The organism is Streptomyces ficellus, assembly GCF_009739905.1.
Classification (GTDB): Bacteria; Actinomycetota; Actinomycetes; order Streptomycetales; family Streptomycetaceae; genus Streptomyces; species Streptomyces ficellus_A.
Window position 1 is genome coordinate 6,676,081 of the sequence record NZ_CP034279.1, and the last position, 22,758, is coordinate 6,698,838.

General features: G+C 74.7%; 17 protein-coding genes. 14 read left to right on the top strand and 3 right to left on the bottom strand.

Annotation, left to right across the window (positions count from 1 at the left end):
- The first annotated feature begins 79 nt into the window (after positions 1–79).
- Positions 80–4,888, top strand: coding sequence for an aminotransferase class I/II-fold pyridoxal phosphate-dependent enzyme (locus EIZ62_RS30030; protein ID WP_425281861.1), 4,809 nt, complete (start codon positions 80–82; stop codon positions 4,886–4,888).
- Complete coding sequence (locus EIZ62_RS30035; RefSeq protein ID WP_244376029.1) at positions 4,885–5,775, top strand: NNMT/PNMT/TEMT family class I SAM-dependent methyltransferase; 891 nt, start codon at positions 4,885–4,887, stop codon at positions 5,773–5,775. Before EIZ62_RS30030 ends, EIZ62_RS30035 begins: the two co-directional genes overlap by 4 nt.
- On the opposite strand, the gene EIZ62_RS30040 is transcribed toward EIZ62_RS30035, so the two are convergent.
- On the bottom strand, positions 5,768–6,868 hold the full coding sequence (locus EIZ62_RS30040) for a glycosyltransferase family 4 protein (RefSeq protein ID WP_156695805.1): 1,101 nt from the start codon (positions 6,866–6,868) through the stop codon (positions 5,768–5,770). The two genes, EIZ62_RS30035 and EIZ62_RS30040, sit on opposite strands and share 8 nt — an antisense overlap.
- Positions 6,865–7,137, bottom strand: a complete 273-nt coding sequence (locus EIZ62_RS30045; protein WP_156695806.1) for a hypothetical protein — start codon at positions 7,135–7,137, stop codon at positions 6,865–6,867. The genes EIZ62_RS30040 and EIZ62_RS30045 overlap by 4 nt, the downstream gene beginning before the upstream one ends.
- A 728-nt stretch (positions 7,138–7,865) precedes the next feature.
- On the opposite strand from EIZ62_RS30045, the gene EIZ62_RS30050 reads away from it, so the two are divergent.
- Positions 7,866–9,758, top strand: coding sequence for a glycoside hydrolase family 15 protein (locus tag EIZ62_RS30050; protein ID WP_156695807.1), 1,893 nt, complete (start codon positions 7,866–7,868; stop codon positions 9,756–9,758).
- Between the two features lie 12 nt (positions 9,759–9,770).
- Here the strand turns inward: EIZ62_RS30050 and EIZ62_RS30055 are convergent, their stop codons facing one another.
- The gene (locus EIZ62_RS30055; RefSeq protein ID WP_156695808.1) at positions 9,771–11,627 is read right to left on the bottom strand and encodes a hypothetical protein; all 1,857 of its coding nucleotides are present in this window, start codon (positions 11,625–11,627) and stop codon (positions 9,771–9,773) included.
- A 312-nt stretch (positions 11,628–11,939) separates the two neighbouring features.
- Between EIZ62_RS30055 and EIZ62_RS30060 the strand changes: the two genes are divergently transcribed.
- The 11 genes from EIZ62_RS30060 (at position 11,940) to EIZ62_RS30110 (ending at position 22,743) form a co-directional block, all read left to right on the top strand.
- Entirely contained in the window at positions 11,940–12,125 is a 186-nt protein-coding gene (locus EIZ62_RS30060; RefSeq protein ID WP_156695809.1) for a hypothetical protein, read from the top strand.
- Between the two features lie 11 nt (positions 12,126–12,136).
- A complete protein-coding gene (locus EIZ62_RS30065; protein ID WP_156695810.1) occupies positions 12,137–12,844 on the top strand; it encodes a hypothetical protein in 708 nt (235 codons plus the stop codon).
- Between the two features lie 23 nt (positions 12,845–12,867).
- Positions 12,868–13,797 carry a DUF6895 family protein gene (locus EIZ62_RS30070; protein ID WP_156696669.1) on the top strand — a complete coding sequence of 310 codons (930 nt, stop codon included), beginning with the start codon at positions 12,868–12,870 and terminating at the stop codon, positions 13,795–13,797.
- Complete coding sequence (locus tag EIZ62_RS30075; RefSeq protein WP_156695811.1) at positions 13,794–14,726, top strand: DUF6895 family protein; 933 nt, start codon at positions 13,794–13,796, stop codon at positions 14,724–14,726. Before EIZ62_RS30070 ends, EIZ62_RS30075 begins: the two co-directional genes overlap by 4 nt.
- Positions 14,723–15,772 carry a serine hydrolase domain-containing protein gene (locus tag EIZ62_RS30080; protein WP_244376033.1) on the top strand — a complete coding sequence of 350 codons (1,050 nt, stop codon included), beginning with the start codon at positions 14,723–14,725 and terminating at the stop codon, positions 15,770–15,772. Before EIZ62_RS30075 ends, EIZ62_RS30080 begins: the two co-directional genes overlap by 4 nt.
- Positions 15,766–16,566, top strand: coding sequence for a VOC family protein (locus tag EIZ62_RS30085; protein WP_156695812.1), 801 nt, complete (start codon positions 15,766–15,768; stop codon positions 16,564–16,566). Before EIZ62_RS30080 ends, EIZ62_RS30085 begins: the two co-directional genes overlap by 7 nt.
- A 179-nt stretch (positions 16,567–16,745) precedes the next feature.
- Positions 16,746–17,732, top strand: a complete 987-nt coding sequence (locus tag EIZ62_RS30090) for a thiopeptide-type bacteriocin biosynthesis protein (RefSeq protein ID WP_156695813.1) — start codon at positions 16,746–16,748, stop codon at positions 17,730–17,732.
- 1 nt (position 17,733) lies between these two features.
- The gene (locus tag EIZ62_RS30095) at positions 17,734–20,349 is read left to right on the top strand and encodes a lantibiotic dehydratase (protein WP_156695814.1); all 2,616 of its coding nucleotides are present in this window, start codon (positions 17,734–17,736) and stop codon (positions 20,347–20,349) included.
- Positions 20,350–20,384: 35 nt separating this feature from the next.
- Positions 20,385–20,531, top strand: a complete 147-nt coding sequence (locus EIZ62_RS30100; RefSeq protein WP_156695815.1) for a hypothetical protein — start codon at positions 20,385–20,387, stop codon at positions 20,529–20,531.
- A gap of 145 nt (positions 20,532–20,676) precedes the next feature.
- The gene (locus EIZ62_RS30105) at positions 20,677–21,867 is read left to right on the top strand and encodes a lanthionine synthetase LanC family protein (RefSeq protein ID WP_156695816.1); all 1,191 of its coding nucleotides are present in this window, start codon (positions 20,677–20,679) and stop codon (positions 21,865–21,867) included.
- A gap of 24 nt (positions 21,868–21,891) precedes the next feature.
- Positions 21,892–22,743, top strand: a complete 852-nt coding sequence (locus EIZ62_RS30110) for an arylamine N-acetyltransferase family protein (RefSeq protein WP_156695817.1) — start codon at positions 21,892–21,894, stop codon at positions 22,741–22,743.
- Positions 22,744–22,758: the final 15 nt, after the last annotated feature.

Sequence of the window (22,758 nt, forward strand, 5' to 3'; positions counted from 1 at the left end):
TCGCGTATCGGAGCAAGGTGTATGTATACGTCGTAAATATAACTCTTTCGGGCGAATCTACACCCACCGGCAGGTCAACGTGGAGCCGATCACACGTCTGGAGAAGTGGCTTCGACCGAGCGGCGAACGGGCGCCGGACCACTGGTCCCGCGGCACCGGCCCGGTCACCGGCGAGAAGCCCCCGCTCTCCGTCAACCGCCTGATGGTGCTGTACGTCCTCTTCGTCATCCCCCTGACCGTCGTCTACCTGACGGTCCCGGCGCGGCACACCAGCGCCTGGGCGATGATCGGACTCGCGGGCGTCGCGGCGATCCTCATCGGCATCCGCATCCACCGGCCCGCCAGACGCTGGCCGTGGCTGATGCTCGCCGCCGCCAACCTGACCTTCACGGCCGGGGACACCACGTACAACATCCTCGAAGCGAGCTTCGGCCAGGTCAATCCGTTCCCGTCGCTCGCGGACGTCTTCTACCTCTCCACCTATCCGCTGTTCGCCGCCGGGTTCTTCGGGTTCATCCGCTACCGCACCGAGTCCCGCGACCTCGCCAGCCTCCTCGACGCGCTCATCCTCACGTCGGGCCTCGCCCTGCTCTCCTGGGTGCACCTGATCAACCCGCTGACCGAGGCCGGCGGCGACACCTGGATCCAGCAGGCCGTCGCCATCGCCTATCCGCTGGGCGACGTACTGATCCTGGCCATGATGGTCCGGCTGCTCACCCTCGGCGGCACCCGCGGGCGGGCCGTCCAGCTCCTGGCGATCGGCACGTTCGGCATCCTCACGTCGGACGTCCTCTACGGGCTGCTCCAGCTCCAGGGCACGTGGCGGGTCGGCACCTACATGGACCTCGGGTGGGTGGTGTTCTTCACCGCCTGGGGCCTGGCCGCCCTGCACCCGTCGATGGTCCGGCTCACCGAGCGGGTGCCCCAGCCCGGGCCCGGGATCGCCAAGCGGCGGCTGGCCTTCCTCGCCGGGGCCTCGCTCATCGCTCCCGTGATGCTGCTGGTCGAGGCGCTGCTCGGGTCGGTGCGGGACGCAGCCGTCATCGCCGTCTTCTCGGCCGTCATGTTCCTGCTGGTGATGGCCCGGCTGCGGGAACTCGTCTCCGAGCACCGCCGCGCCGTGGCGCGCGAGCGGAGCCTGCGCGTGGCGGCGGCGTCGCTCGTCGGCGCGATGACACCACGGGACGTCGCCCGGTGCGTCGAGGACGCCGCGACCACCCTGTTCGGCCCCGGCGTCCAGCACGAGGCCGTGCTCCTCGCCGTGGACGCCGACCGGCGGCTCCGACCGGTCACCACCTTCGGCCGGCCCTGGACCCGGAGCATCGACATCCCCGCCGACGCCCTGAGCACGGTCGGCGTGCCCGCCTCGTCCCCCTCCGGCGCCCAGCCGCCGACCGGCGAGGCGGCCCGGCCACCGACGGGCGACCCGGCCGCCCCACCGCCCGCCCCCGCGGACCAGGAGCCGTCCCAGGAGGGCAGCTGCGGCAGCCCGGCCGGCCCGCCCGGTCCTCCCGGTCCTCCCGAGGTGGAGCCCGCCCCCACCGGTACGACGGCGCCCACGGAACCCTCGCACGGTGGTGCCGCCCCCGCCGCCCCCGCCCCCGCCGCGGGCGACACGGGTGACGCGAGCGACGCGAGCGCCGTGGAGGGACCGCGCGTCGACGGGACGAGACTCGTCGACGTCGCCGGGCTCGGGCCCGAGGCGACGGCCGCGCTCGCGCCGGCGCACCGGGTGATGCTCAGCCCCCTGATGGTGGAAGCGCCCCAGGAGGCCGACCCGCTGATCGGCGCCCTGCTGGTGGCGGGGCCGCCCAGGCGGCTGGAGCAGCTCGGCGTGTCCGTCGAGTCCCTCGCCTCGCAGGCCGCCCTGGCGCTCGAACGCGTCGGGCTCAGCGAGGAGATCAACCGCCGCCGGAGCGAGGCGTACTTCCGCACCCTCGTGCACAACGCCTCCGACGTCATCCTGATCGTCGACGACGACGACACCGTCCGCTACGCCAGCCCGTCCGCCCAGGGCATGTTCGGCGGCGCCCTCCTCAGCGGCACGCCCCTGGTCCGGCTCGTGGCCGAACAGGACCACCTCCGGGCCGCCCGCACACTGCGCCGGGTCCGCGCCGGTGACGCGGGCGACGTCCACGACGACTGGCGCGTCCTGCGCTCCGACGACCAGCGACTGGACGTGGAGGTGCGGTGCAGCAACCTCCGCCACGAGCAGACCGTCCACGGCATCGTGCTCACCCTGCGGGACGTCACCGAGCAGCGCGAACTGGAGCGCGAGCTGACCCACCGCGCCTTCCACGACTCGCTCACCGGCCTGCCCAACCGGGTCCTGCTGCTGGAACGCATCGAGCGGGCCCTGCTGCGCGGGCGCCGCGACTCCACCCTGACCTGCGTCCTCTTCGTCGACCTCGACGACTTCAAGGTCGTCAACGACATGATGGGCCACTCCGTCGGCGACGAGCTGCTCGTCGCGGTCGCCCGGCGGCTGTCCGCCACGCTGCGGCGTACCGACACCGCCGCGCGGCTCGGCGGTGACGAGTTCGCCGTCCTGATGGAGGGCGCCAAGGGCCCCGAGGACGCCGAACGGCTCGCCGCGCAGGTCGTCGAGGCGCTCGACGTGCCGTTCCGGCTCACCACCGGTTCGACCAGCGTCTCCGCGTGCGTGGGCGTGGCCACGTCCCGCGACAGCGAGGAGGCGGAGGGCCTGCTCGGCCACGCCGACCTGGCCCTCTACGCCGCGAAGACCGCCGGGAAGGGCCAGTGGCAGCGCTTCCGGCCGGACCTGCACGTCGGCATGGTGGAGCGGCACGAACTCCAGGCCGGCCTGGACAACGCCATATCCGAAGAGGCGTTCGCCCTGCGCTACCAGCCGATCGTCGAGATCAACGGCGCCGCCGTCACCGGGTTCGAGGCACTCATCCGCTGGCCGCGCCGGCGCGGCCTGGTGCCGCCTGACCAGTTCATCAGCCTCGCCGAGGAGACCGGGCACATCATGCCGCTCGGTGCCTGGGTGCTCGAACGCGCGGCGAGCGACGTCGCCCGCTGGCAGCGGGAACACCCGCGCACACCGCCCCTGTGCCTCAACGTCAACGTCTCCGCGCGCCAGTTCATCGACCCGGGCTTCATCGAGGACGTCCAGCGGGTCGTCGACACCTCGGGCCTCGCGAGCGGCTCCCTCGTCCTGGAGATCACCGAGTCCGTCCTGATGCGCCGCGACGAGCAGATCCGCACCGCCATGCGGACGCTCAAGCGGCTCGGCGTCTCCATCGCCATCGACGACTTCGGTACGGGGTTCTCCTCGCTCAGCTACCTCCGCGAGTTCCCCATCGACGTGCTGAAGGTCGACAAGTCGTTCATCGACGACATCGTGACGGACGGCCAGCAGGTCGCGCTCGTCGAGGGCATCGTCCGCATCGCCGACATCCTCGGCCTCCAGGTCATCGCCGAGGGCATCGAGAACGCCGGCCAGCGCGACCTGCTCGGCGCCATGGGGTGCCGCTTCGGCCAGGGCTACCTCTTCGCCCGGCCCATGACGGCCGACGAGGCGCAGCGGCTGCTGTCCGTGACGGGGGACCGCCGGGCGTCCCCGCTGGTCACCCGGCGCGCGGAGCGGCGCACCGTCACCCACCCGGCGGCCCGCGGCGAACACCGCGTCGGCGACCTGTCCCGCCTCCAGAAGAGCAGCAAGATGTGCGACGCCGTCATCGACGAGGTGCACGGACGGCGCATCCGCTGCGGCGACCAGTGGCTGGCCGACTTCGCCTCCTGCAACTACCTCGGCTTCGACTTCGACCCCGAGATCATGGAGGCGATCGCCCCGCACGTCCGCCGCTGGGGCACCCACCCCAGCTGGTCACGGCTCATCGGCAACCCGCGCCTGTACGCCGACATCGAGGAACGCCTCGCCGGGCTCCTGGGCGCCCCGGACACGCTGCTGCTGCCCACCATCACCCTGATCCACTCCTCCGTCATCCCCGTCCTCGCCGGGGGCGGCCAGGTGTGCGTGGAGGCCCGCGCCCACCGCACCATGTACGACGGCTGCATGGTGGCCCGCGGCCAGGGCGCCTCGGTACGCCGGTTCCACGCCGAACGGCCGGACGAACTCGACCAGTTGCTGGCCTCCGCCCCGCCCGGCGTACCGCGCCTGGTGTGCATCGACGGCGTCAACAGCATGACCGGCAACCTCCCGGACCTGCCCCGCCTGGCGGGCATCTGCCGGTCCCACGAAGCCCTGCTGTACATCGACGACGCCCACGGCTTCGGCGTCATCGGCGAACGCGACCCCGCCGAGTCCTCGCCGTACGGCATCAAGGGCAACAGCATCGTGCGGCACCTGGCCGAGTCGTACGACGGCGTCATCCTGGTCGGCGGGTTCTCCAAGTCGTACTCCTCGCTCCTGGCGTTCCTCACCGCGACCCCGGAACTCAAGGCGCACCTGAAGATCGCGGCCGGGCCCTACCTGTACTCCGGGCCCTCGCCGACGGCGTCGCTCGCGACCGTCCTCGCCGGGCTGGACGTCAACGAGCGGCGCGGTGACGCGATCCGGGCCGACCTCCACCGCAAGACGCGGCGCGTCCTGGACCACGTGCACGCGCTGGGCATTGCCACCCCCAACACCGACGGGCTGCCCATCATCGAGCTGCCGCTCGCCGACAGCTGGGACCTCGACGCGGTCGGCGACTTCCTGTGGGACCACGGCATCTACGTCACGCTGGCCGGCTACCCGCTGGTGCCGCGCAAACAGGTCGGCTTCCGCGTCCAGGTCACCGCGATCAACACGGACGAGGAGATCGACCAGCTCAACGAGACGCTGACGGAGCTGGCCGACCGCTTCCCGCTCCAGCAGAGCCTGGCTCCCTCCGTCCCGCCCGGCGGGTGGCCGTCGTGACCGACCCCCGCTACGACAACGGCGACGTGGCCCACCTGCCAAGCCACCACCACCCGAGCCGCCACAACGCCGACGCCGACTGGGACCGGTGGCCCGTCGCCGCGTACCTCGCCGAGAACTACCGGCGGATGCACGCCTCCGACGCCACCGTCATCCGCCACCACGCCGGGTTCTACCGCCAGTTCCCCGCCGACGGCGCCGGACGCTCCCTGGAGTTCGGCGCCGGGCCCAACCTCTACCCGCTGATGCTCGCCGCCGCCGTCGCCCGCCGCATCGACGCCCTGGAGCCCAGCGCCGCCAACGTCGCCTACCTCGCCGGGCAGCTGCGCCGCCCGGACGCCAGCTGGGACGCCTTCTACGACCTGTGCCGCAGCCTGGACCCACGACTTCCCGCGAGCCTCACCGAGGCGCTCTCCCGGGTCCGCGTCGTGCACGCCGACGCGACCGCCGTCACCCCGGGCGGCTACGACGTGGCGTCGATGAACTTCGTCGCCGAGAGCGTCACCGAGGACGCGGACGAATTCGCCGAGCTGTGCGGGATGTTCATCCACGCCGTACGGCCCGGCGGGCACCTCGTCGCGGCGTTCATGGAGAACATGCCGAGCTACCACATCGGCGCGGGTCTGACCTGGCCCGCCTTCCCCGTGGACACGGCGGCCGTGCGCCACGTCTTCGCCCCGCACACCGAACGGCTCCAGGTCACCCGCGTCGACAAGGACCCGACGCTGCCCGACTACGGGGACACCGGCATGGTGCTGCTCCGCGCGGTCCGCATCCCGGCCGACAACGGAACCGACCGAGGCGACGAGGGAAACGACCGAGGCGACGAGGGAAACGACCGAGGCGACGAGGGAGACGACCGCGACGACGGGGGTGACGTCAGCTGAGCAACTCCCGGTAGAGACGGGCGTACCGTGCTGCGAACCGCTCCGGGCCGAAGCGGTCCTCGACCGTGGCGCGGCCCTGCTCCGACAACACCTGCCACCAGTGCGGCCGGTCCAGCAGCTGCCGCAGCAGGTGCCCGGTCCGGCGCGCGTCACCGACCGGGGCCCGCAGGACCGTGTCGCCCAGCACCGCGAACTGCGGGTGGTCGCCGAGGATCACCGGCCGGCCGGTGCTCAGCGCCTCCAGCACCGTCAGCGGCACGTCCGCCCTCGCGCCCAGCACCTGGGGCACGAACAACAACACGTCCGCCGACGCCATCAGCGCCCGCATGTCCGGCACGTGCCCGAGCACCTCCACGTCCCGCAGGCCCTCGTGCTCCGCCAGCGCCAGCAGGGACGCGGCCGGCGAGCGCCCCGGGTAACCGCTGCGGGGGCGCAGCGCCAGCGTCAGCCGGAACCGGGCACCGGCCCTGGCGGCCACCCCGGCAGCCATGACGGCCTCCTCCGCGCCCCCGTTGGGGCCGACGTGGCCGATGACGAGCACCCGGGGCGTGGGCCCCGACGGGCGGGGCGTGTACGGCCACCGCTCCAGCCGGACCACCGGGGGAAGCACCAGTACGTGGCCGAATCCCGCGGAACTCAGCTCTCTCGCGGTCGCCGAGGAGAGGGCCACGGTCTGGCCGAGCGGCCGCGACCGGCGCAGCACACGGGTGTCCCGCACACCCGGGACGGTGTGCAGGACGGGTTTGCCGCGCAGCAGCGGCGGCAGCATCCGGGAGAACGCGGGGAAGCCCTCGTCGACGCTGAGCACCGCGTGGACGAGGTCGGCGTGGCGGGCCAGGGCGGCTCCGGCGGCGGCCATCAGGGGCCGTCGCAGGCGCCGGGGGAGGCCGTCCACGCCCGGCAGCGGCACCTGCCGGCCGTGGTCCACCGGCGGGGACCCGCCCCGGTGCGGCCAGTGGGTGAACCAGGTGAAGTCCGCGTCGCTCACCGCCTCCGCGACGGCCGCCGCCAGCTGGGTGTCCGTACCGCCCGGACGGTCCAGAGAGCTGCCGGCGAGCAACAGGACGCGCGGGCGGCGCGCTCCGGGCGTCATGGCCGCACCGCGCGGGACGGGCCGGCACACGCGGTCCCGGCGGCACCCGGGACCCCGGCGTACGCGACGGCGGCGTACGGGGTGATGTGCACGACGGCGCTCCCGGTCCGGTGGGGCGAGCACCGGGCCGGGAACGACCGCGCTGCGATGCCGAACGCCGTCGGCGCCCGGGCGTCGCGCGGCACCGGCGCGTACGCCACGAGCGGCCCGACGGCGGGTTCCGGCACCGCTTCCCCGGGGATGGTGGCCACGGCGCGGGGCGTCCGCATCCGCCCGTCGCTCCGGGGCCACCCGACATGGACCGTGGGAAGGGGGGCGCGCGGCGCCGGCCACGACCAGGTGGCCGGCGCACGCGCGTCAGAGGATGTGCGGGGGCGGGTACGGGCGGCGAACGCGCCGGGCCGCAACGCCCGGTACGGCCCGCACGGGGCCGTGGAGGGTGGTGGATCCGCCGGGGCTGGACCGCCGTCGGAATCGTCGTCGCGACGGCGCGCCGTGGCGTGCGAGGCGACGGAGCGGCCGCGTCGGCGGCGGGGCGCGGAACACGGCCTGCGCACGGCCACGCACCGTGAGGTGGCGGCGAGCGCCACACGGTCCGACGTCCGGCGTGCGGGATGGGGGCCGGGCCGTGCGCCGTGGGCGCTGTCCGGGGCTCCCGCGACAGGCCGGTTCGCAGGCCAGTCCGTCACCCGCCGCAGCGGGTGCGGAACACAAGGCGCCGGATTCCGGCTTGCCTGGACGGAGGACACGGACATCCTCTCCCTGGACGTGTCTGCCAGGAGCATGGCCTGCTTGATGTCAATCCGTAGCACACCCCCACATTCCTCGTCAATGGTCGGCCGTTCCCGCCGCGATCACCGGCTTCCGTGGCCGCCGATTCCGGCGGGAAGAACCCAGGGAAGCGACGGGAAAGCAACGGGAAAGCGATGGGGGAGCAACGTGCGGTCATTCCGCGGCCGTCGTCCGCTTCTCGCGCTCCGGGACTAGAATTCGGTGCATGGTCGGGCGAATCGAGGACTACGCCCTCATCGGAGACCTGGAAACGGCGGCCCTGGTCGGGAAGGACGGGGCGATCGACTGGCTGTGTGTGCCACGTTTCGATTCACCCGCCTGTTTCGCCGCTCTTCTCGGGAGCGAGGACAACGGTCGCTGGCGCATCGCGCCGGCCGGAGCGGCCACGTGCAGCCGGCGGTCCTACGTGCCCGACACCCTCGTCCTGGAAACGGTCTGGGAGACCGTCGGCGGGGCCGTGAAGGTCACCGACTTCATGCCGCCCCGGGGCGGACTCCCGCAGGTCGTACGGCGGGTCGAGGGGCTGTCCGGACGGGTCGCCATGCGCGCCGACCTGACCGTCCGCTTCGACAACGGGCGGATCGTCCCCTGGACGCGCACCGTCGACGCGCGGACGGTGGTGGCGGTCGCCGGGCCCGACTCGGCCCTGCTGCACGCCGACGCCGCGGTGGACCTGTCCGTCACCACGCCCCGTACGTCGTGCGCGTTCTCCGTGGCGGCGGGGGAGCGGGTCACGTTCGTGCTCCGCTGGAGCCCTTCCCACCTTCCCGCGAACCCCGGCGGGGACACGGAGGAACTCCTCGCCGGCACGCTGGACTTCTGGCGCACCTGGACCTCGAAATGTTTGTACCAGGGGCCGTGGCGGGACGTGGTCGTCCGCTCACTGGTGACCCTCAAGGCGCTCACCTACGAACCGACGGGCGGAATCGTCGCCGCCGTCACCTCCTCCCTCCCGGAATGCCTGGGAGGTGAACGGAATTGGGACTACCGATTCTGCTGGCTGCGCGATTCCACCTTCACCCTGTCCTGTCTCCTGCGCTCCGGATACCGCGAGGAGGCCGTCGCCTGGAAGGACTGGCTGGTGCGCGCCGTCGCGGGGGAGCCCTCCGACCTCCAGCCGCTGTACGGCGTGGGCGGCCAGCGCCGGCTCGTCGAGACCCTCGCGCCCTGGCTGGCCGGCTACGAGGGCTCCGAGCCCGTGCGGTTCGGCAACGCCGCCGTGGGCCAGCTCCAGCTCGACGTGTACGGCGAGGTGCTCAACACCGTCTACTCCGCACTGCGGGCCGGGGTCGCCATCGACACCCAGGTGTGGCGCCTGATCGCCTCGTTCATGGAGTACCTGGAGAAGCACTGGCGCGAGCCGGACGCGGGACTGTGGGAAGTGCGGGGCCCCCGGCGCCACTTCGTCCACTCGAAGATCATGTGCTGGGTCGCCGCCGACCGTGCCCTGCGCATGGCCAGGGTCGCCGGTCTGCGCGGCTCGGCGGAGCGCTGGCGCGCCATGCGGCAGGAGATCCGCAAGGACGTGCTGCGCCACGGCTGGGACGACGAGATGGGCTGTTTCGTGCAGTACTACGGCTCACGGCGGGTCGACGCGGCGGTGCTGCTCATGCCCAAGCTCGGCTTCCTCCCGCCGGACGACCGCCGGCTGCGGGGCACGCTGGAAGCGGTCCGGCGGCTCGACCACCACGGGTTCCTGCGCCGGTACGCCGACACCGGCGGCCCCGGCCGCGTGAACGAGGTGGACGGGCTGTACGGCGGCGAGGGCACGTTCCTGGCCTGCTCCCTCTGGTTCGCGGACTCGCTTGCCATGACGGGCCGCCGCGACGAGGGCCGCGAGCTGTTCGAACGCGTCCTGGACGTGCGCAACGACGTCGGACTGCTGTCGGAGGAGTGGGACCCGGTGTCCCGCCGGCAGCTCGGCAACCTGCCCCAGGCGTTCAGCCACGTGGCCCTGGTCAACACGGCGTTCGCCCTGCACGGCACGCGCGCCGAGAGCCGCAACGGCAACGGCCGGCACGGCGACGGGAGCCGCAACGGCCGGCACGGCGACGGGAGCCGCACGGAGAGCGGCTCCCGTGTCCGGGCGGCCCGTTGAGGGCATCGCCCGTCATGTGCTGTTGGTCGCGTCGGGCTCTCTCTGCCGGCGCAGCAGCGCCGAGGCGGCCAGGAGTGCCGTGACCATCGCACAGGTCACCGCGGCGGCGCCCGACCAGGCCCACGTCCGCCCCAGGCTGCTCTGCAACAGGGCGAACCCGCTGCTGCCCGCGATCCCGTGCAGGGCGACCACCCCGACGGCGGTCGCGGCCGCGGTGCCCCACACGCGCGGGGAGTCCCGCACGATCAGCCACTCGCCGAGCACCAGGCAGACCACGGTGATCACGAGCGCCAGGGCGTCCGCGTACCCGCCGGACCGCAGTCCGCCGAAGTCCGTGGGCAGGTGGAGGACACCGCAGGCGAACAGGGCCGCGGCGGCGGGCCAGCGGAGCGCGGACCGGGGCGACGCCGGGGCGTCCTCACCGGCCGCCTCCGGCACCAGGACCTTGGTCTCCGGCGCCGGGGCCGACGCCAGCGAAGCGGACCTGGGCGGGCGGACGTTGGGGTTCTCGGGCACCGTCGGGACGGCGCCGCCGCCCGCTGCCGCGCCGGACGCGGTGGCGGGGGTCGTACCCGCCCCGGGTGCGCGGGCCGGGGCGTCGCCGGTGCCGAGGATGCTCACCAGCTCGACGACGTCCTCGATGGGCCTGCCGACGGCCGCGGCGCGCAGCGTCGTGTCGCTGTCGTCGAGCTGGTGACCGGCCTCGTTGAGCATCGCGACCAGCTGCCGGACCTCCTCCAGCGGACGGGCGACCGCGGCGGCGCGCAACGCCTCGTCGGCGGGGCTGTCGACGGCCTTGGTGTGCTTGAGCTGGGTCACCAGCGCGGTGACCTCCTCCAGCGGGCGGTACGTGGCCGCCGTCCAGATCAGTGTCCGTATGCGCTCGTCGCCGTCCTCGTCGTCCGTCTCCGTGCCCGACGACTCACCGAGGACGGCGTCGACGAGCGCCGGGTCGACCGCTGCCGCGCCCTCCCCGTCCCCGGACTTCGCGCCGGCCGTCATGGTCCCGCTCTCGGGGTCCTCACCGGCCGCGTCGGCGGGCCGGGCGTCGTCGGCGGGTGCGGCGTCCCTGGACTCGGCCCCGGCGCGGGCGCTCTCCGTGTACGCGGGCTCCGCGTACGAGGCGTCGGCGTAGGCGGGCTCCGCGTGCGAGGCGTCGGCGTGGGGAGCGTGGGCGTGCGCGCGCGGGGCGTCGGTGCTCGGGGCCTCGGCGTGCGCCGGCTCGCTGTACGAGGGCTCGCTGTACGCGGGCTCGTCCTGCGGGGGCTCGCCGTACGAGGGCGCGCCCTGCGCGCGGTCGCCGTGCGCGCGGTCGCCGTACATGGGCTCGTCCTGCGTGGGCTCGCCGTATCCGGGTTCGCGGTAGACGGTGTGGCGGGGCGTGTTCTCGCCCGGCGCGGTGACCGGTGGGGCGGGCGGCGTGGCCGAGATTCCGTACGCCGGTGTGGTGTCCGTGCGCACCGTGCCGAGCGGTTCGGCCGGCGGGGCGGGCGCGCGCGTCCCCTGGGGGCGGGTCCCGTTGGTAGGGACGCCGTTCGGCTGCGTCCCGTTGGGCTGAGCCCCGTTGGGCTGCGTCCCGTTCGCGGGGGCCGGCTCCGGGGGTACCACGGGCGTGAACCTGCCGCTGATGTGCGTCGTCGCGGCCGCGGGGGGCGTGGCCGCCGGGGCGGCGCCCCTGCGCACGGCGTCGGCGTGCACGGCGTCGACGGGCACCGTGCCGAACGGCGGCTCGCCATGGGCGCCGGTGACCTGTGCGCCGTGCGGGGCGGGCGGCGGGGAGGTGCTGGCGGGAGGGTCGGGCGGGTGGGGCGGTTTGGCCCGGTCAGGGGCCGCCGCCGCGGGGCGAGTTGTGGGGTCGTCGGTGGTCATGGCGTGGCTCCGATCGCCGGACTCCGGTGAGGCACACACCGTGTCGGTCGTCGTGCGCCGCTGAGGGCGCGCGGTTTGCACCATCTAATGGGCACGCCGGTGAATTGCGCCATCCGGGAAGGGCAGACGGGGTACGCCGCGCCCCGGGGCTAGCGGGGTCCTCGCGGACCGGGGTGCCCGGACCGGTGAACTGCCCTGCAAGCGTTTGAACGTTGTACGTCATCACCTAAACGCGCCATTTGCATGTCGCGGGGGACTGCGTTCCACTGGAAGTGGAAGCAAGCATTCCTTTCCGCATGAGGGGATGGTGGCATGACGACCGAGTACGAGCTCCGCGACCGGACCAAGGTCTCGGACACCGACATCGAAGAGGCCCTCAACCCGGGCGAACTCTCCGGCTTCTACCGTGACACCCGTGAGTGCGCGGCACTGGCCCTCGCGGGCGGTAGCGGCGGGCTGCTCCTGTCGCCCCCGACGCCACGGCCGAAGAAGGGCTGAAGGGCAACCAGATGGAGCAGCCCAGCACTTCGACGCCCTTGACGGGCGCGGTGCGGGAGCTCGCCTCCCACGTGGTCTCCGCTCTCACGGGCGGGGACCACTCCCGATTGTCCGCCGGTCCGGCGGTCACCGTCGGTGACGACGACCTCGGCCTCGCCGCGGTCCGCGTCCTGGGGGCGGACGTCCTCCTGCCCAGCGTCCTCCACCGCACCCCTCCCGCCCCCGTCGACCTGGCGGTGTGCGAGAAGGCGGTGCTCGCCTACCCGCCCGGCCCCGACGCGTCGCCCACCTCCCGCTGGAGCCACTGGGCGATGACCCGCACGCTGCGGGAGCTGGGCGCCCCGGCCGCCGTGGCCGCCCCGGGCGAACCGCAGCCCGACGCCGGCTGGCTGGACGACCTGCCCTGGCAGGCGCTCACCCACCAGCTGTCCCTGCTGGCGCCGCTCGCCGTGCCGGACGCCGACAGCGCGGTCGCCCGCGCCGCGGCCCGCCGCACCGTCGACGTCGCCCGCGGTTTCGTACGGGCCGTACGGCGCCGCGGATGGCTCCAGGCGGCGGGAGCGGGGCGCTGGCTGGCCGTCCTCGACGACGTGCCCGAGACCCTCGGCCTGGATGCCGGGCTGGAGTTCGTCTCCCTCATGGGCGGCGACGACCCGCGGGTGGCCCTGCACCTGCACGCCGCCCGGTTCCCGCGCTCCGCCGCGGCGGCGGCACCGTGACCGCACCGGCGACCACGGACCTCATGGGGCTGGCCGGAAGCGCCCTGGGCTGGCTGTCCGGCAACCGCACCGGCTTCCGGTTGGGCGACGAGGCGCTGGAGCCCGACACCGACGTCAACCGCACCTGGAAACCCCTGGGCGAACTGGCCCAGATGTGCCTGTGCGTCCGTCGCCGCACCCGCCCGGGGACCGTGCCCCACGACACGGCCTCCGATCTGCTGTGCCACGCCTGGCGCGAAACCCGGGACGGCGCCCTCCTCCTCGCCGTGCAACGGCTCGAACCCTGGGCCCCGTACCCCCTGGAGGTGTACGCCGCGTTCGCCTCCGCCGGCCTGCGGAACCCGGCGTACGAGCGGTTCGCGGCCGGACTCGTCGCCACCCGCGGCTGGCGGACGACGGAACACCTGCCGAACCGGCTGCTCAGCGTGCTCAACTCGGAGCGCCGCACCGGCTTCACCCCCCACGAGGCCACCGCCGCCGCCCTGCGCCGCACCTGGCTCGGCGGCCTGCCCGAGCCGTGGACCTTCGAACGGGCCGCCGGGTACACGCTCACCCACGTCGTCTACCACCTCACGGACTGGGGCGACGAACCGCACCGAGTGCCCGAGGACATCGCGGACTACCTGCGCATCTGGCTGCCCGTCTGGATCGACGGCTGCGTGGAGACCCAGGCCTGGGACCTGTGCTGCGAGTTGCTCGCCGTCGCCGCCTCCCTCCCCGAACCACCCCCGCCGGAGCTGACCGACGACGCCTGGCAGGCGCTGGCACTCGCCCAGGACGCCTCCGGCGCACTGCCGGAGATGGGCCGCGGACCGAACGGCGAGGACGTCCCGCGGGTCTTCCGCAACTGCTACCACTCCACGCTCGTCGCGGCGTTCGCCGCCACCCTCACCGCCGCCCGCCGCCCCGGCGCACCTGACGGCGGCACGACCCACCGAGGAGTACCGGCATGACCGCCGCCGCCAGTACCCGTCTCGTGCACACGGTCGGTGCGAAGGCCATCGAGTGGCTCTACGCCCACCGCGACGGGTTCCGGCTGCAACCGGACGCCGACCCCGAGACGGGCATCCTCGAACGGTTCAAGCCGGTCGGCGAACTCGCCCTCATCTGCAAGGTCCTCTTCCGGGAAGGGGTGGCCGGCTCCCGCCAGGCCGACCTGGCCCGCCGACTGCTCGACCACGCCTGGCGGGACGTCCTCGACGGCGGCCGGATGCTGGTGCGCGGCCAGCGCACCGAACCCATCTCGCCGATCCCCTTCGAGACGTACGTCCCCTTCCGGGAACTCGGCTACAGCCAGCCCGAGCTGGAACGGGCGGTCCGGCTCAGCCACCGGCTGACCGGCTGGGCGGGCCTGGAGGTGCTGCCCGTGCGCAGACTCGGACTCAGCGCCTTCGAACGACGCTTCGGACTCCCGCCGAACCTCCCGGAGGACGAGGCCTTCCGCCGGACCTGGCTCGCACGCGAACCCGAGCCCTGGACCGTGGAGACCCGCGTCGGCTACGACATCACCCACACCGTCTTCCACCTCACCGACTGGGGCGAGAAACCGGACGGCCTGCCGGCCTCCGTCGCCCGGTACCTGAGCCAGTGGCTGCCGGTCTGGCTGGACGACTGGCTCGACCTGGAGCGCTGGGACCTGCTCGGCGAACTCCTCGTCGTCGACGCCTGCCTGCCCGCGCCCACCCTCGACGGGGCCGCCTGGGAAGGCTTCGCCGCCGCCCAGCGGCCCGACGGGGCGATGCCCGCCCTGCGCACCATGCCCGAGGGCGACCCCCAGGACGTCTTCGACGTCGTCTACCACTCCACCCTCGTCGCCGCGTTCGCGTCCGTCCTGGCCACCTCGCGGGCCCTGGGGCGGCTCACCGCCGAGGCCCCCGCGTGAACCGGCCCGGCCACCACCACGGCCGGTACCGCGACGACGCCGCACTCCTCGACGCGGCCGTGCGCTCGGTCGACGCGCCCGACGTCGTGTTCGCGCTCTCCCGGCACGGGGAACGCGCCGTCCGCAGCGGCGGCACCGCACCGCCCGGACCCGTACCGCGCGACGCACTGCGCTACGAGATCGGCTCGGCGTCCAAGACCTTCACCGGTCTGCTCCTCGCCGACCTCATCCACCGCCGCGTGCTGACCGGCAACGACCCGGCCGCCTCCCTCCTGGACCCCGCCAGACCACCGGGACCGCGCCCCGCGACCCTGGCGCACCTGATCACCCACACCTCCGGACTTCCGCCGCTGCCGGCCGACTTCTACCCCCAGGCCCTGCCCCGCTGGTCCACCAACCCCTACGCCCGCTACCCGCCCGAGCGGGTCGTCCGCGCCTTCCTGCGCGCCCGCCCCCGCCACCGGCCCGGCACCCGCTGGCGCTACTCCAACTTCGGCGTCGCCGTCCTCGGACACACCCTCGCCGCGGCCACCGGCACCCCCTGGGAACACCTCCTCACCGAACGCGTCCTGCGCCCCCTCGGCCTCCTCGACGGAACCGCCCTGCGCCCCACCGGCCCCGGTGTCGACGCCACCGGCCACCGCGCCGACGGCACCACCCCCACGCCACCCCTGTACATCGGCGGGTTCCAGGCCGCCGGCGCAGTCCGCGCCACCCCGGGCGACCTGCTCACCTTCCTCGAGGCACACCTGCGCCCCGACGCCTCACCGCTCGCCCCGGCCCTGACGGAGGTGCGCCGCCCGGTGCTGCGACGCGGCTGGAACCACGCCCACACCCACACGATGGCCTGGTTCCACCACCCCGCCCACGGCGGAAGCATGTACTTCCACATGGGAGCCACCAGCGGACAGACCGCCTTCCTCGGCTTCCGCCCCGACAGCGGCACCGCGCTCGTCGCCCTCTCCACCCGCCGCCACAGCCGCGCCGACACCCTCGTCCCCACCGCCTACGCGCTGCTCGGCTCGTCGAAGGACCACCCATGCTGACCACCGACTTCGTCCCCGGAACCCCCAACTGGATCGACCTCGGCGCCCCCGACACCGAGGCCGCCGCGGCGTTCTACTCCGCCGTGTTCGGCTGGACCTTCCGGTCCGCCGGCCCGGACGCCGGCGGCTACGGCTTCTTCCAGCGCGACGGCCGCACGGTCGCCGCACTCGGCCCCCTCACCGGGGAAGGCGCGAGCCCCGCCTGGACGCCGTACTTCCACACCCGGGACGCCGACGCCACGACCGACGACGTGCGGCGGGCGGGCGGTTCGGTGCGCGTCCCGCCCATGGACGTCTTCACCGCCGGGCGCATGGCCGCCTTCACCGACCCGACGGGCGCCGACTTCGCCGTCTGGCAGCCCCGCACCACCACCGGCGTGGACGTGGTGATGGAACCCGCCACCCTGTGCTGGACCGAGCTCCACACCACCGACACGACAGCCGCGAAGGAGTTCTACCGCTCGGTCTTCTCCTGGCGGTACGAGGACATGGACACCGGCGGCGGCACCGTCTACTCCGTCGTCTCCGCACCCGGCGGCGGCACCGGCGACGACGCCGGACAGGGCGGCATCACCCCACTCCAGCCGCACGGACCCGCGTCCGGCCCCGGCTCCGCCTGGCACCCGTACTTCGGCGTGCACGACTGCGACGCCACCTACGCCACCGCCACCGAACACGGCGCCACGGGCCTCCTCGCCCCGACCGACTACCCCGGCGTCGGGCGCCTCGCCCTGCTCAAGGACCCCTCCGGCGCGCCCTTCGCCCTCATCAAGGGCGACCCCTCCACCACCTGAGGCGTCCACGCCCGCCGGGCGTACGGCACGCCCCTGGCGTGCGCGCCGGCAGCCGCGGGCGGACCAACACAGCGCCAGCGCACCCCAGTCGATAGTACGACTAGCTTTTGTGGTGCTTTCGGCCGGTCCCGGCCCGGACATCCCCTGGGAGGAAGCGACACACTCCTGGAGGAGCCCGCATGGTGGACGTCGAGCGACTGCTGGCCGACTGCCTGGCGGACGCGCGTACCGCATCCCTCGGAACACTTCCGCTCAGCGGGGAGGGCGCCGCGTACGCCGAGGCCCGCCGCACCTTCCTCGCCGCCGGGCTGCGAGCCCTGCGCGACGACGTGCCGGAGACCGGCTGGGTGCAACTCGGCCTGGCACCCTGGCCGGACGCCTGGCCCGCGCTGTACCGGCGGCTCGCCGACACCGCCCACGAACTCACCGGCTGCGGCTGGGCCGGCGACTTCTTCTTCATGCACAAACCACCCGGCCTACGCGTCCGGTTCCACGCCACCCGGCCCGCCGGCGTCGCCGCCCTGCGCGCCGAACTCCTCCGCCGCTTCGACCGCCGCGACGGCGCCTGGACCAGCCCCGCCGAAGGCGTCTACGAACCGGAGACCTACCTGTTCGGCGGAGTGACCGCCATGCCGCTCGTGCACGCCCTGTTCACCGCCGACTCCCTGGCCTGGCTCGACCACCACGCCGCACGCGGCAAACCCGGAGCGCCACCACCCGCGGACTGGCGGGTGTCACTCACCCTGCTGCGCGCCGCCCTCGACGGCCTGGGCATCGTCGGCTGGGAACACCGGGGCGTCTGGCAGGTCGTACGGGACGACACCGGGCGGCGCATGGTCGCCGGACTGCGCGACGCACCCGTACGACGGGCCGCCGACGGCATCCGCGCGTACTGGGACATGACGTGCGAGGAGCAGCTCGACACTCTCCCCGCCCCCTGGCGCGACGGCCTGCGCGACCACCAGGACGCCGTCCGGCGGGCCGCGGAACGCTGGCGCACCGGCTACTTCGAAACGGGCGACGCGACCGTCGGCCCCCGCCGGGCCGCCGCCCACTACGCCGTCTTCCACTGGAACCGCGGCCGGTTCCCCCTGGCCCGCCAGTGCCTGCTGACCGAAGCGCTGGCGTCCGACGGCTCCGACACCCCCGACCCGGAGGACCGCTGACATGGCGGAGCCCCCGAACACGGCCACCGTGCTGCTGCGGATCGCGGGCCTGCCCTGCACGGCCTGGACCTCCGCCGCCGACCCCGCGCTGTTCGCCCGCGCCGCCCGGCACGCCCTCGCCGGCGAACAACGAGCCGCCCGTGCCCGGGCGCTCGCCGAACACCTCGGCGTGAGCGTCGTCCCGCACCCCGGCCTCACCACCGCCGACCGGCGGGCCGTCCTCGCACTGCGCCGGCGCCTGCACGCCGGACACGCACCCGGCACGGCCGACCTCACCCTCCTCGACCGCCTGCACGGCCGCGCCCTGCCGGCCGAACTGGCCGACGACGCCCGGACCCTGGCCCGCGAGGCGGAAGCGGCCCACGCCGAACAGGCCGCGCTGGAACGGGCGGTGGCCGCCGGACACCAGCGGATCGCCGCCCTCGGACCGGACCTGGCCCGCACCCACCCCGTCCTCCGCGACGTCCTGGACACCACCGCCCCCGGACTCCTCACCGACATCGAACGACGCCTCGCCGCGGGCGAGACCTGGACCGACAAGGGCCTGCGCAAACGCGTCGCCCACCTGTGGCGGGTCCTCGCCCGCGCCGCCGCCAAGACCACCCCCCGGGGCTGGACAGGCCAGCTCGCCACCACCCCGCTCCGCACCGACGCCCCGGGCACCCACCTGGTGCCCCCCGGCGCCACCCTCGGCGCCCTCGCCGCCACCGCCACGGAGAACGTCCACCTCGTCCGCTCCCGACCCCCCGGCCCGCCCGACCTGCGCACCGCCGACGCCACCACCCTGCTGGCCCCCGCACCCCTGCACTTCACCGAACCACCCGCCTCCGTACGCGCCTACGTCGTCGACCCGCGCGAACCCGGCCGGCTGCGCCACGTCGTCCTGCGCCGCACCCCCCTCCTCGACACCGTGCTCGCCCTCCTCGCCCACGGACCCCTCCCGCTCGGCCACCTGGAACACACCCTGCTCGGCACGGCGGGCGGCCCCACCACCCCCGGCCCCTCCGTCCTGCGCGGCTTCCTCCAGCACCTGCACACCATGGGCGTCCTCCAGGTCTGCACCGCGCCCCGGTCCCGCCACAGCGCCTGGATGCCCGCCCGGGAGGCGACCGCGCACGGCACCCTGCCGACACCGCTCACCCCCGCCGACGGCGCCCCCGACGGCTGGTTCCTCGACTCGTACCGCACCCTGGCCGCCCCGGTGCCCGCCGCGGCCGCCGAACGCGTACGGCGCGGCCTGCGCGTCGCCGCACGGATCGCCGCCCTGCGCGACGCGGACACCGGCGCCGCCCCGCACCCGGCGCCCGAACTCGCCGGCATCACCGCACGACCGCGACCCGTCAGCGAACTCCTCGCCGACCTGCTGCCCACCACCGGCGCCACGCCCCGCCCCCGCACGGCCACCGTGCACCGCTACGAGGGCTGGCCCGCCCCCACCGACCCCCGGTCCGGCTACGCACGCCTGCTCGCCCACCTCGCCACCCACGCCGGCCCCGGCACGGCCGACGTCGACGACGCCCTGCTGGACTCCCTCGGCGCCCCGCCCGCCGCCCACGACCTGCCCCCCTGGCCCCTGGACTGCCTGCTGCGACCGCTCCCCGGACCGGCCACCGGCCCCGTCGCCGTCCTGGAGACCGCGTCCCCCGCCGGGGTGCTCGACGCCCGGTTCGCCGACGGACTGCGCGCCCCGCGCACCCACGGCGGGCACGCCAACGCGGACGCCCACCGCGCCTTCCTCGCCACCGTCGAACGGCGCACCGGCGCACGGTTCGTCGAAGTCCTCGTACCACCGCTCGGCGAACGCGCCGCCAACGCCGTACGCCGTCCCGTGACCACCGGCTGGTGGACCGGCGACCCCGACCCCACGCCCTACTACGGGCCCGACACCCGCGGCGCGCGGTACCTCCCACTGGACCGGATCACCCTGCGCCGCCAGGGCCGCCACATCATCGCCGAGGCCGACGGCCGGCGCCTCCTGCCCGTCCACCACGCCACCCGCACCCCCGCACCGCCCTACGACCTGCTGCTGCGCATGCTGCTCGCCGCCGGGCACCCCGCCGCCGCCACCCTCCTGCGCCTGGACGCCCTCGACGGAGCCCTCACCGGACACCGCCGGCTGCCCCGGCTGACCGCGGGCGGACAGCTGGTCCTCGCACCGGCCACCTGGCGGCTGGACCACACCCGGCTGTGGCGGCCCGGCGACGACACCCCGCACAAGGTGCGCGCCCTCGCCCTCCTGCGGCACCGCCACGGCCTGCCCCGCCACGTCTTCCTCCGCACCTCCGCGGGCGGCAAACCCGTCGCCGCCGACCTGGACGCGCTGCCGGCGGTGTACGTCGTCGACCGGCTGCGCGCCGGCCGGCCGGACGGCGACCTGCTCGCCGAGGAGATGCTGCCCGCCCCCGCCGACCTGCCGCTGCGCGACCCGCTCCACGGCGGTGCGCCCGTCGCCGCGCAGGTGCTGCTGAGACTTCCGTACCGGACCGACGCGGCCGCCACCGAGCGGCTCGCCACGGCCGCCGCCGGCGCCCTGCCGCGCGGCGCCCCCCACGACGTCCCCGACGGGCCGCCCGCATCCGGCGGCCGGCACCTCGGGGCGGCCATCGCTCACCCGTGAGACGCACCCGTGAGACGAACAGAAGGGATCCACCCATGCCCGGAACCATCGAACTCACCGACCTCGACGCCCTCATCGACGCCCTCGACGAGCGGATCACCGACACCGAGCTGCCCGCCACCCAGACCATGAGCCAGGTCTGCACGGTGATCGTCTGCGGGACCGTGGTCATCTGCGCCTGAGCGGACGCCCCGCACCCGAAGCGGGCGCGCCCGCGCGGCGTTCCCGCCTCATCCAGGAGCCGCCCGGCAGGTCCGGGCGGCTCCGCCCAGCACCACCCCCCACCTCCGCCCCCACCCGTCCCGCACGCCACCGAGCCGGAGCACGATGGACACGCTGCACGACGCGGCCACCGCCCTGTCCCTCACGTACCTCGACGCGTACGCCGACGGCGGCGACCCCGCCCGCCACGGCCACCGGCCGACGACCGCCCCCGACCCCGGCATCCCCGTCCTCGCCCGGCTCGTCGCCGCGACCGGCGGCCCCGGGGCGACCGGCACGGCCGCCCGAGCCGTCGCCACCTGGGCGACGGCGGCGGGCCGCGGCCCCGGACACCCCGGCCTCTACGACGGCGGCCTGGCCGGCACGCTCGCCGGACTGCGGCTCGGCGCCCGGCTCCACCCGGCCCTCCACCGGGCCGCCGACCGGCTGCGCGACCACCTGACCGGTGCCGCCGTCGCCACCCGGTGGCGCACCTCGGACGTGGCCTTCCCCGACTACGACCTGATCACCGGCCCCGCCGGGCTCCTCCTGGCGCTCCACGCCGGCAGCAACCCGACCGCACCCCAACTCACCACCATGACCGTCCACTTGACGGCACTCTGCGACCACGACGACCTGCCCCGCCTGCGCACCGGGGCCTACGCACACCACCCGCACCTGTCCTGGACGCACGGACGCGTCAACACCGGCATGGGCCACGGCGTGGCCGGAGTCGTCACCGCCCTCACCACCGCCCTCCGCGTCACCGGTGACCCCGCGACCGCGACGGCACTGCACCGCGCCACACGCTGGCTGGCCCACCACTCCCACGTCGACAGCCGCGCCATCCGCACCTGGCCGGGCGCCGGACCCGACGGACCGCCCCCCGTCGACGCCCACCCCCGCCAAGCCTGGTGCTACGGCACCCCCGGTGTCGCCTGGGCCCTGTGGGACGCGGCCGACGCCCTGGGCGACCCCGAGGCGGCCCACTGGGCGCTGGCGGCCTTCGGCACCCTCGCCGCACGGTACGACGAGGAGTTCCACCTGTTCGGCGACGCCCCGGCCGACCGCCTCGGACTGTGCCACGGCGCCGCCGGCGTACTGGCCGTCGCCGACGCCTTCGCCCGCCACGCCCGCCTGCCCGCCGCGGCCCTCCTGCGCAGCCGCCTCACCGCCCGGCTGCGCGCCGACCTGCCCGCGGCCCTCCGCACCCCATGGCCCCCCACCCTGCTGACCGGCGCCCCCGGGGCCCTGAGCGCACTGCTCACCGCGGGCGGCGCCCCACGCGATTGGCTGCCCTGCCTCGGGCTGCGCTGAACGCCCTTCGTAGGGTGAACCACCATGATCACCAAAGACTTCGACGGCTATCTGGCCCGCCTCGGCATCACCGACCCCGGTGCGCCCTCCGCCGAGGCGCTGAGCGCACTGCAGCGAGCCCATCTGGAACGCGTCCCGTACGAGAACGTCGACATCCAGCTCGGCCGCCCGCCCGGCATCGAACCGGAGCTGTCCGTACGCCGGTTCGCCGCCGGGCACGGTGGCTACTGCTTCCACCTCAACGGCGGCTTCGCGGCCCTGCTGGAGGCGCTCGGCTACGACGTCACCCGCCACGTCGGGGGCGTCCACCACGACCCCGAGGGACGAGGCGCCAACGGCAACCACCTCGCCCTGACCGTGCGGGTGGACGGCGAGGCCTGGTTCGTCGACACGGGACTCGGCGACGGCCCGTACGAGCCGCTGCCGCTGCGTCAGGGCACCTACCGCCAGGGCCCGTTCACGTACCGGATGGAAGCGTCCGTCACCGAACCGGGCGGCTGGACCTTCCACAACGACCCGGGCAGCTCCTTCCCCGTGATGGAGTTCGCCGCCCGCCCCGTCACCATGGCGGACTTCGCCGCCGAGCACGTGCGGCTGTCCACCGCGCCCGACTCGCCCTTCCTGTCGACGTTCGCCGCCCTGCGCCGCGACGCCAAGGGGCTCGACCTGCTGCGCGGCCGCGTCCTGACCCGCATCGACGCGGCCGGACGCACCGAGCGCCCCCTGGACACGGCGGGGGAGTGGTTCGCCGTCCTCACGGACGTCTTCGACCGGAACCTGGACGCCCTCGACACCGCCGACCGGACCGCGCTCTGGGACCGGGTGACCCGCGCCCACGACGCGTGGCTCGCCGCGCAGGCGGCGCCGCAGGCGTAGCGCGGCGCCGCTGAG

Excerpts from the sequence above, each read along its gene's own strand:
- EIZ62_RS30040 (WP_156695805.1), bottom strand. The coding sequence starts at position 6,868 with ATGACGCCCGGAGCGCGCCGCCCGCGCGTCCTGTTGCTCGCCGGCAGC.
- EIZ62_RS30100 (WP_156695815.1), top strand. The coding sequence starts at position 20,385 with ATGCCCGGAACCATCGAACTCACCGACCTCGACGCCCTCATCGACGCC.
- EIZ62_RS30060 (WP_156695809.1), top strand. The coding sequence starts at position 11,940 with ATGACGACCGAGTACGAGCTCCGCGACCGGACCAAGGTCTCGGACACC.
- EIZ62_RS30070 (WP_156696669.1), top strand. The coding sequence starts at position 12,868 with ATGGGGCTGGCCGGAAGCGCCCTGGGCTGGCTGTCCGGCAACCGCACC.
- EIZ62_RS30045 (WP_156695806.1), bottom strand. The coding sequence starts at position 7,137 with ATGCGGACGCCCCGCGCCGTGGCCACCATCCCCGGGGAAGCGGTGCCG.
- EIZ62_RS30085 (WP_156695812.1), top strand. The coding sequence starts at position 15,766 with ATGCTGACCACCGACTTCGTCCCCGGAACCCCCAACTGGATCGACCTC.
- EIZ62_RS30110 (WP_156695817.1), top strand. The coding sequence starts at position 21,892 with ATGATCACCAAAGACTTCGACGGCTATCTGGCCCGCCTCGGCATCACC.
- EIZ62_RS30055 (WP_156695808.1), bottom strand. The coding sequence starts at position 11,627 with ATGACCACCGACGACCCCACAACTCGCCCCGCGGCGGCGGCCCCTGAC.
- EIZ62_RS30065 (WP_156695810.1), top strand. The coding sequence starts at position 12,137 with ATGGAGCAGCCCAGCACTTCGACGCCCTTGACGGGCGCGGTGCGGGAG.
- EIZ62_RS30105 (WP_156695816.1), top strand. The coding sequence starts at position 20,677 with ATGGACACGCTGCACGACGCGGCCACCGCCCTGTCCCTCACGTACCTC.
- EIZ62_RS30090 (WP_156695813.1), top strand. The coding sequence starts at position 16,746 with ATGGTGGACGTCGAGCGACTGCTGGCCGACTGCCTGGCGGACGCGCGT.
- EIZ62_RS30095 (WP_156695814.1), top strand. The coding sequence starts at position 17,734 with ATGGCGGAGCCCCCGAACACGGCCACCGTGCTGCTGCGGATCGCGGGC.
- EIZ62_RS30075 (WP_156695811.1), top strand. The coding sequence starts at position 13,794 with ATGACCGCCGCCGCCAGTACCCGTCTCGTGCACACGGTCGGTGCGAAG.
- EIZ62_RS30050 (WP_156695807.1), top strand. The coding sequence starts at position 7,866 with ATGGTCGGGCGAATCGAGGACTACGCCCTCATCGGAGACCTGGAAACG.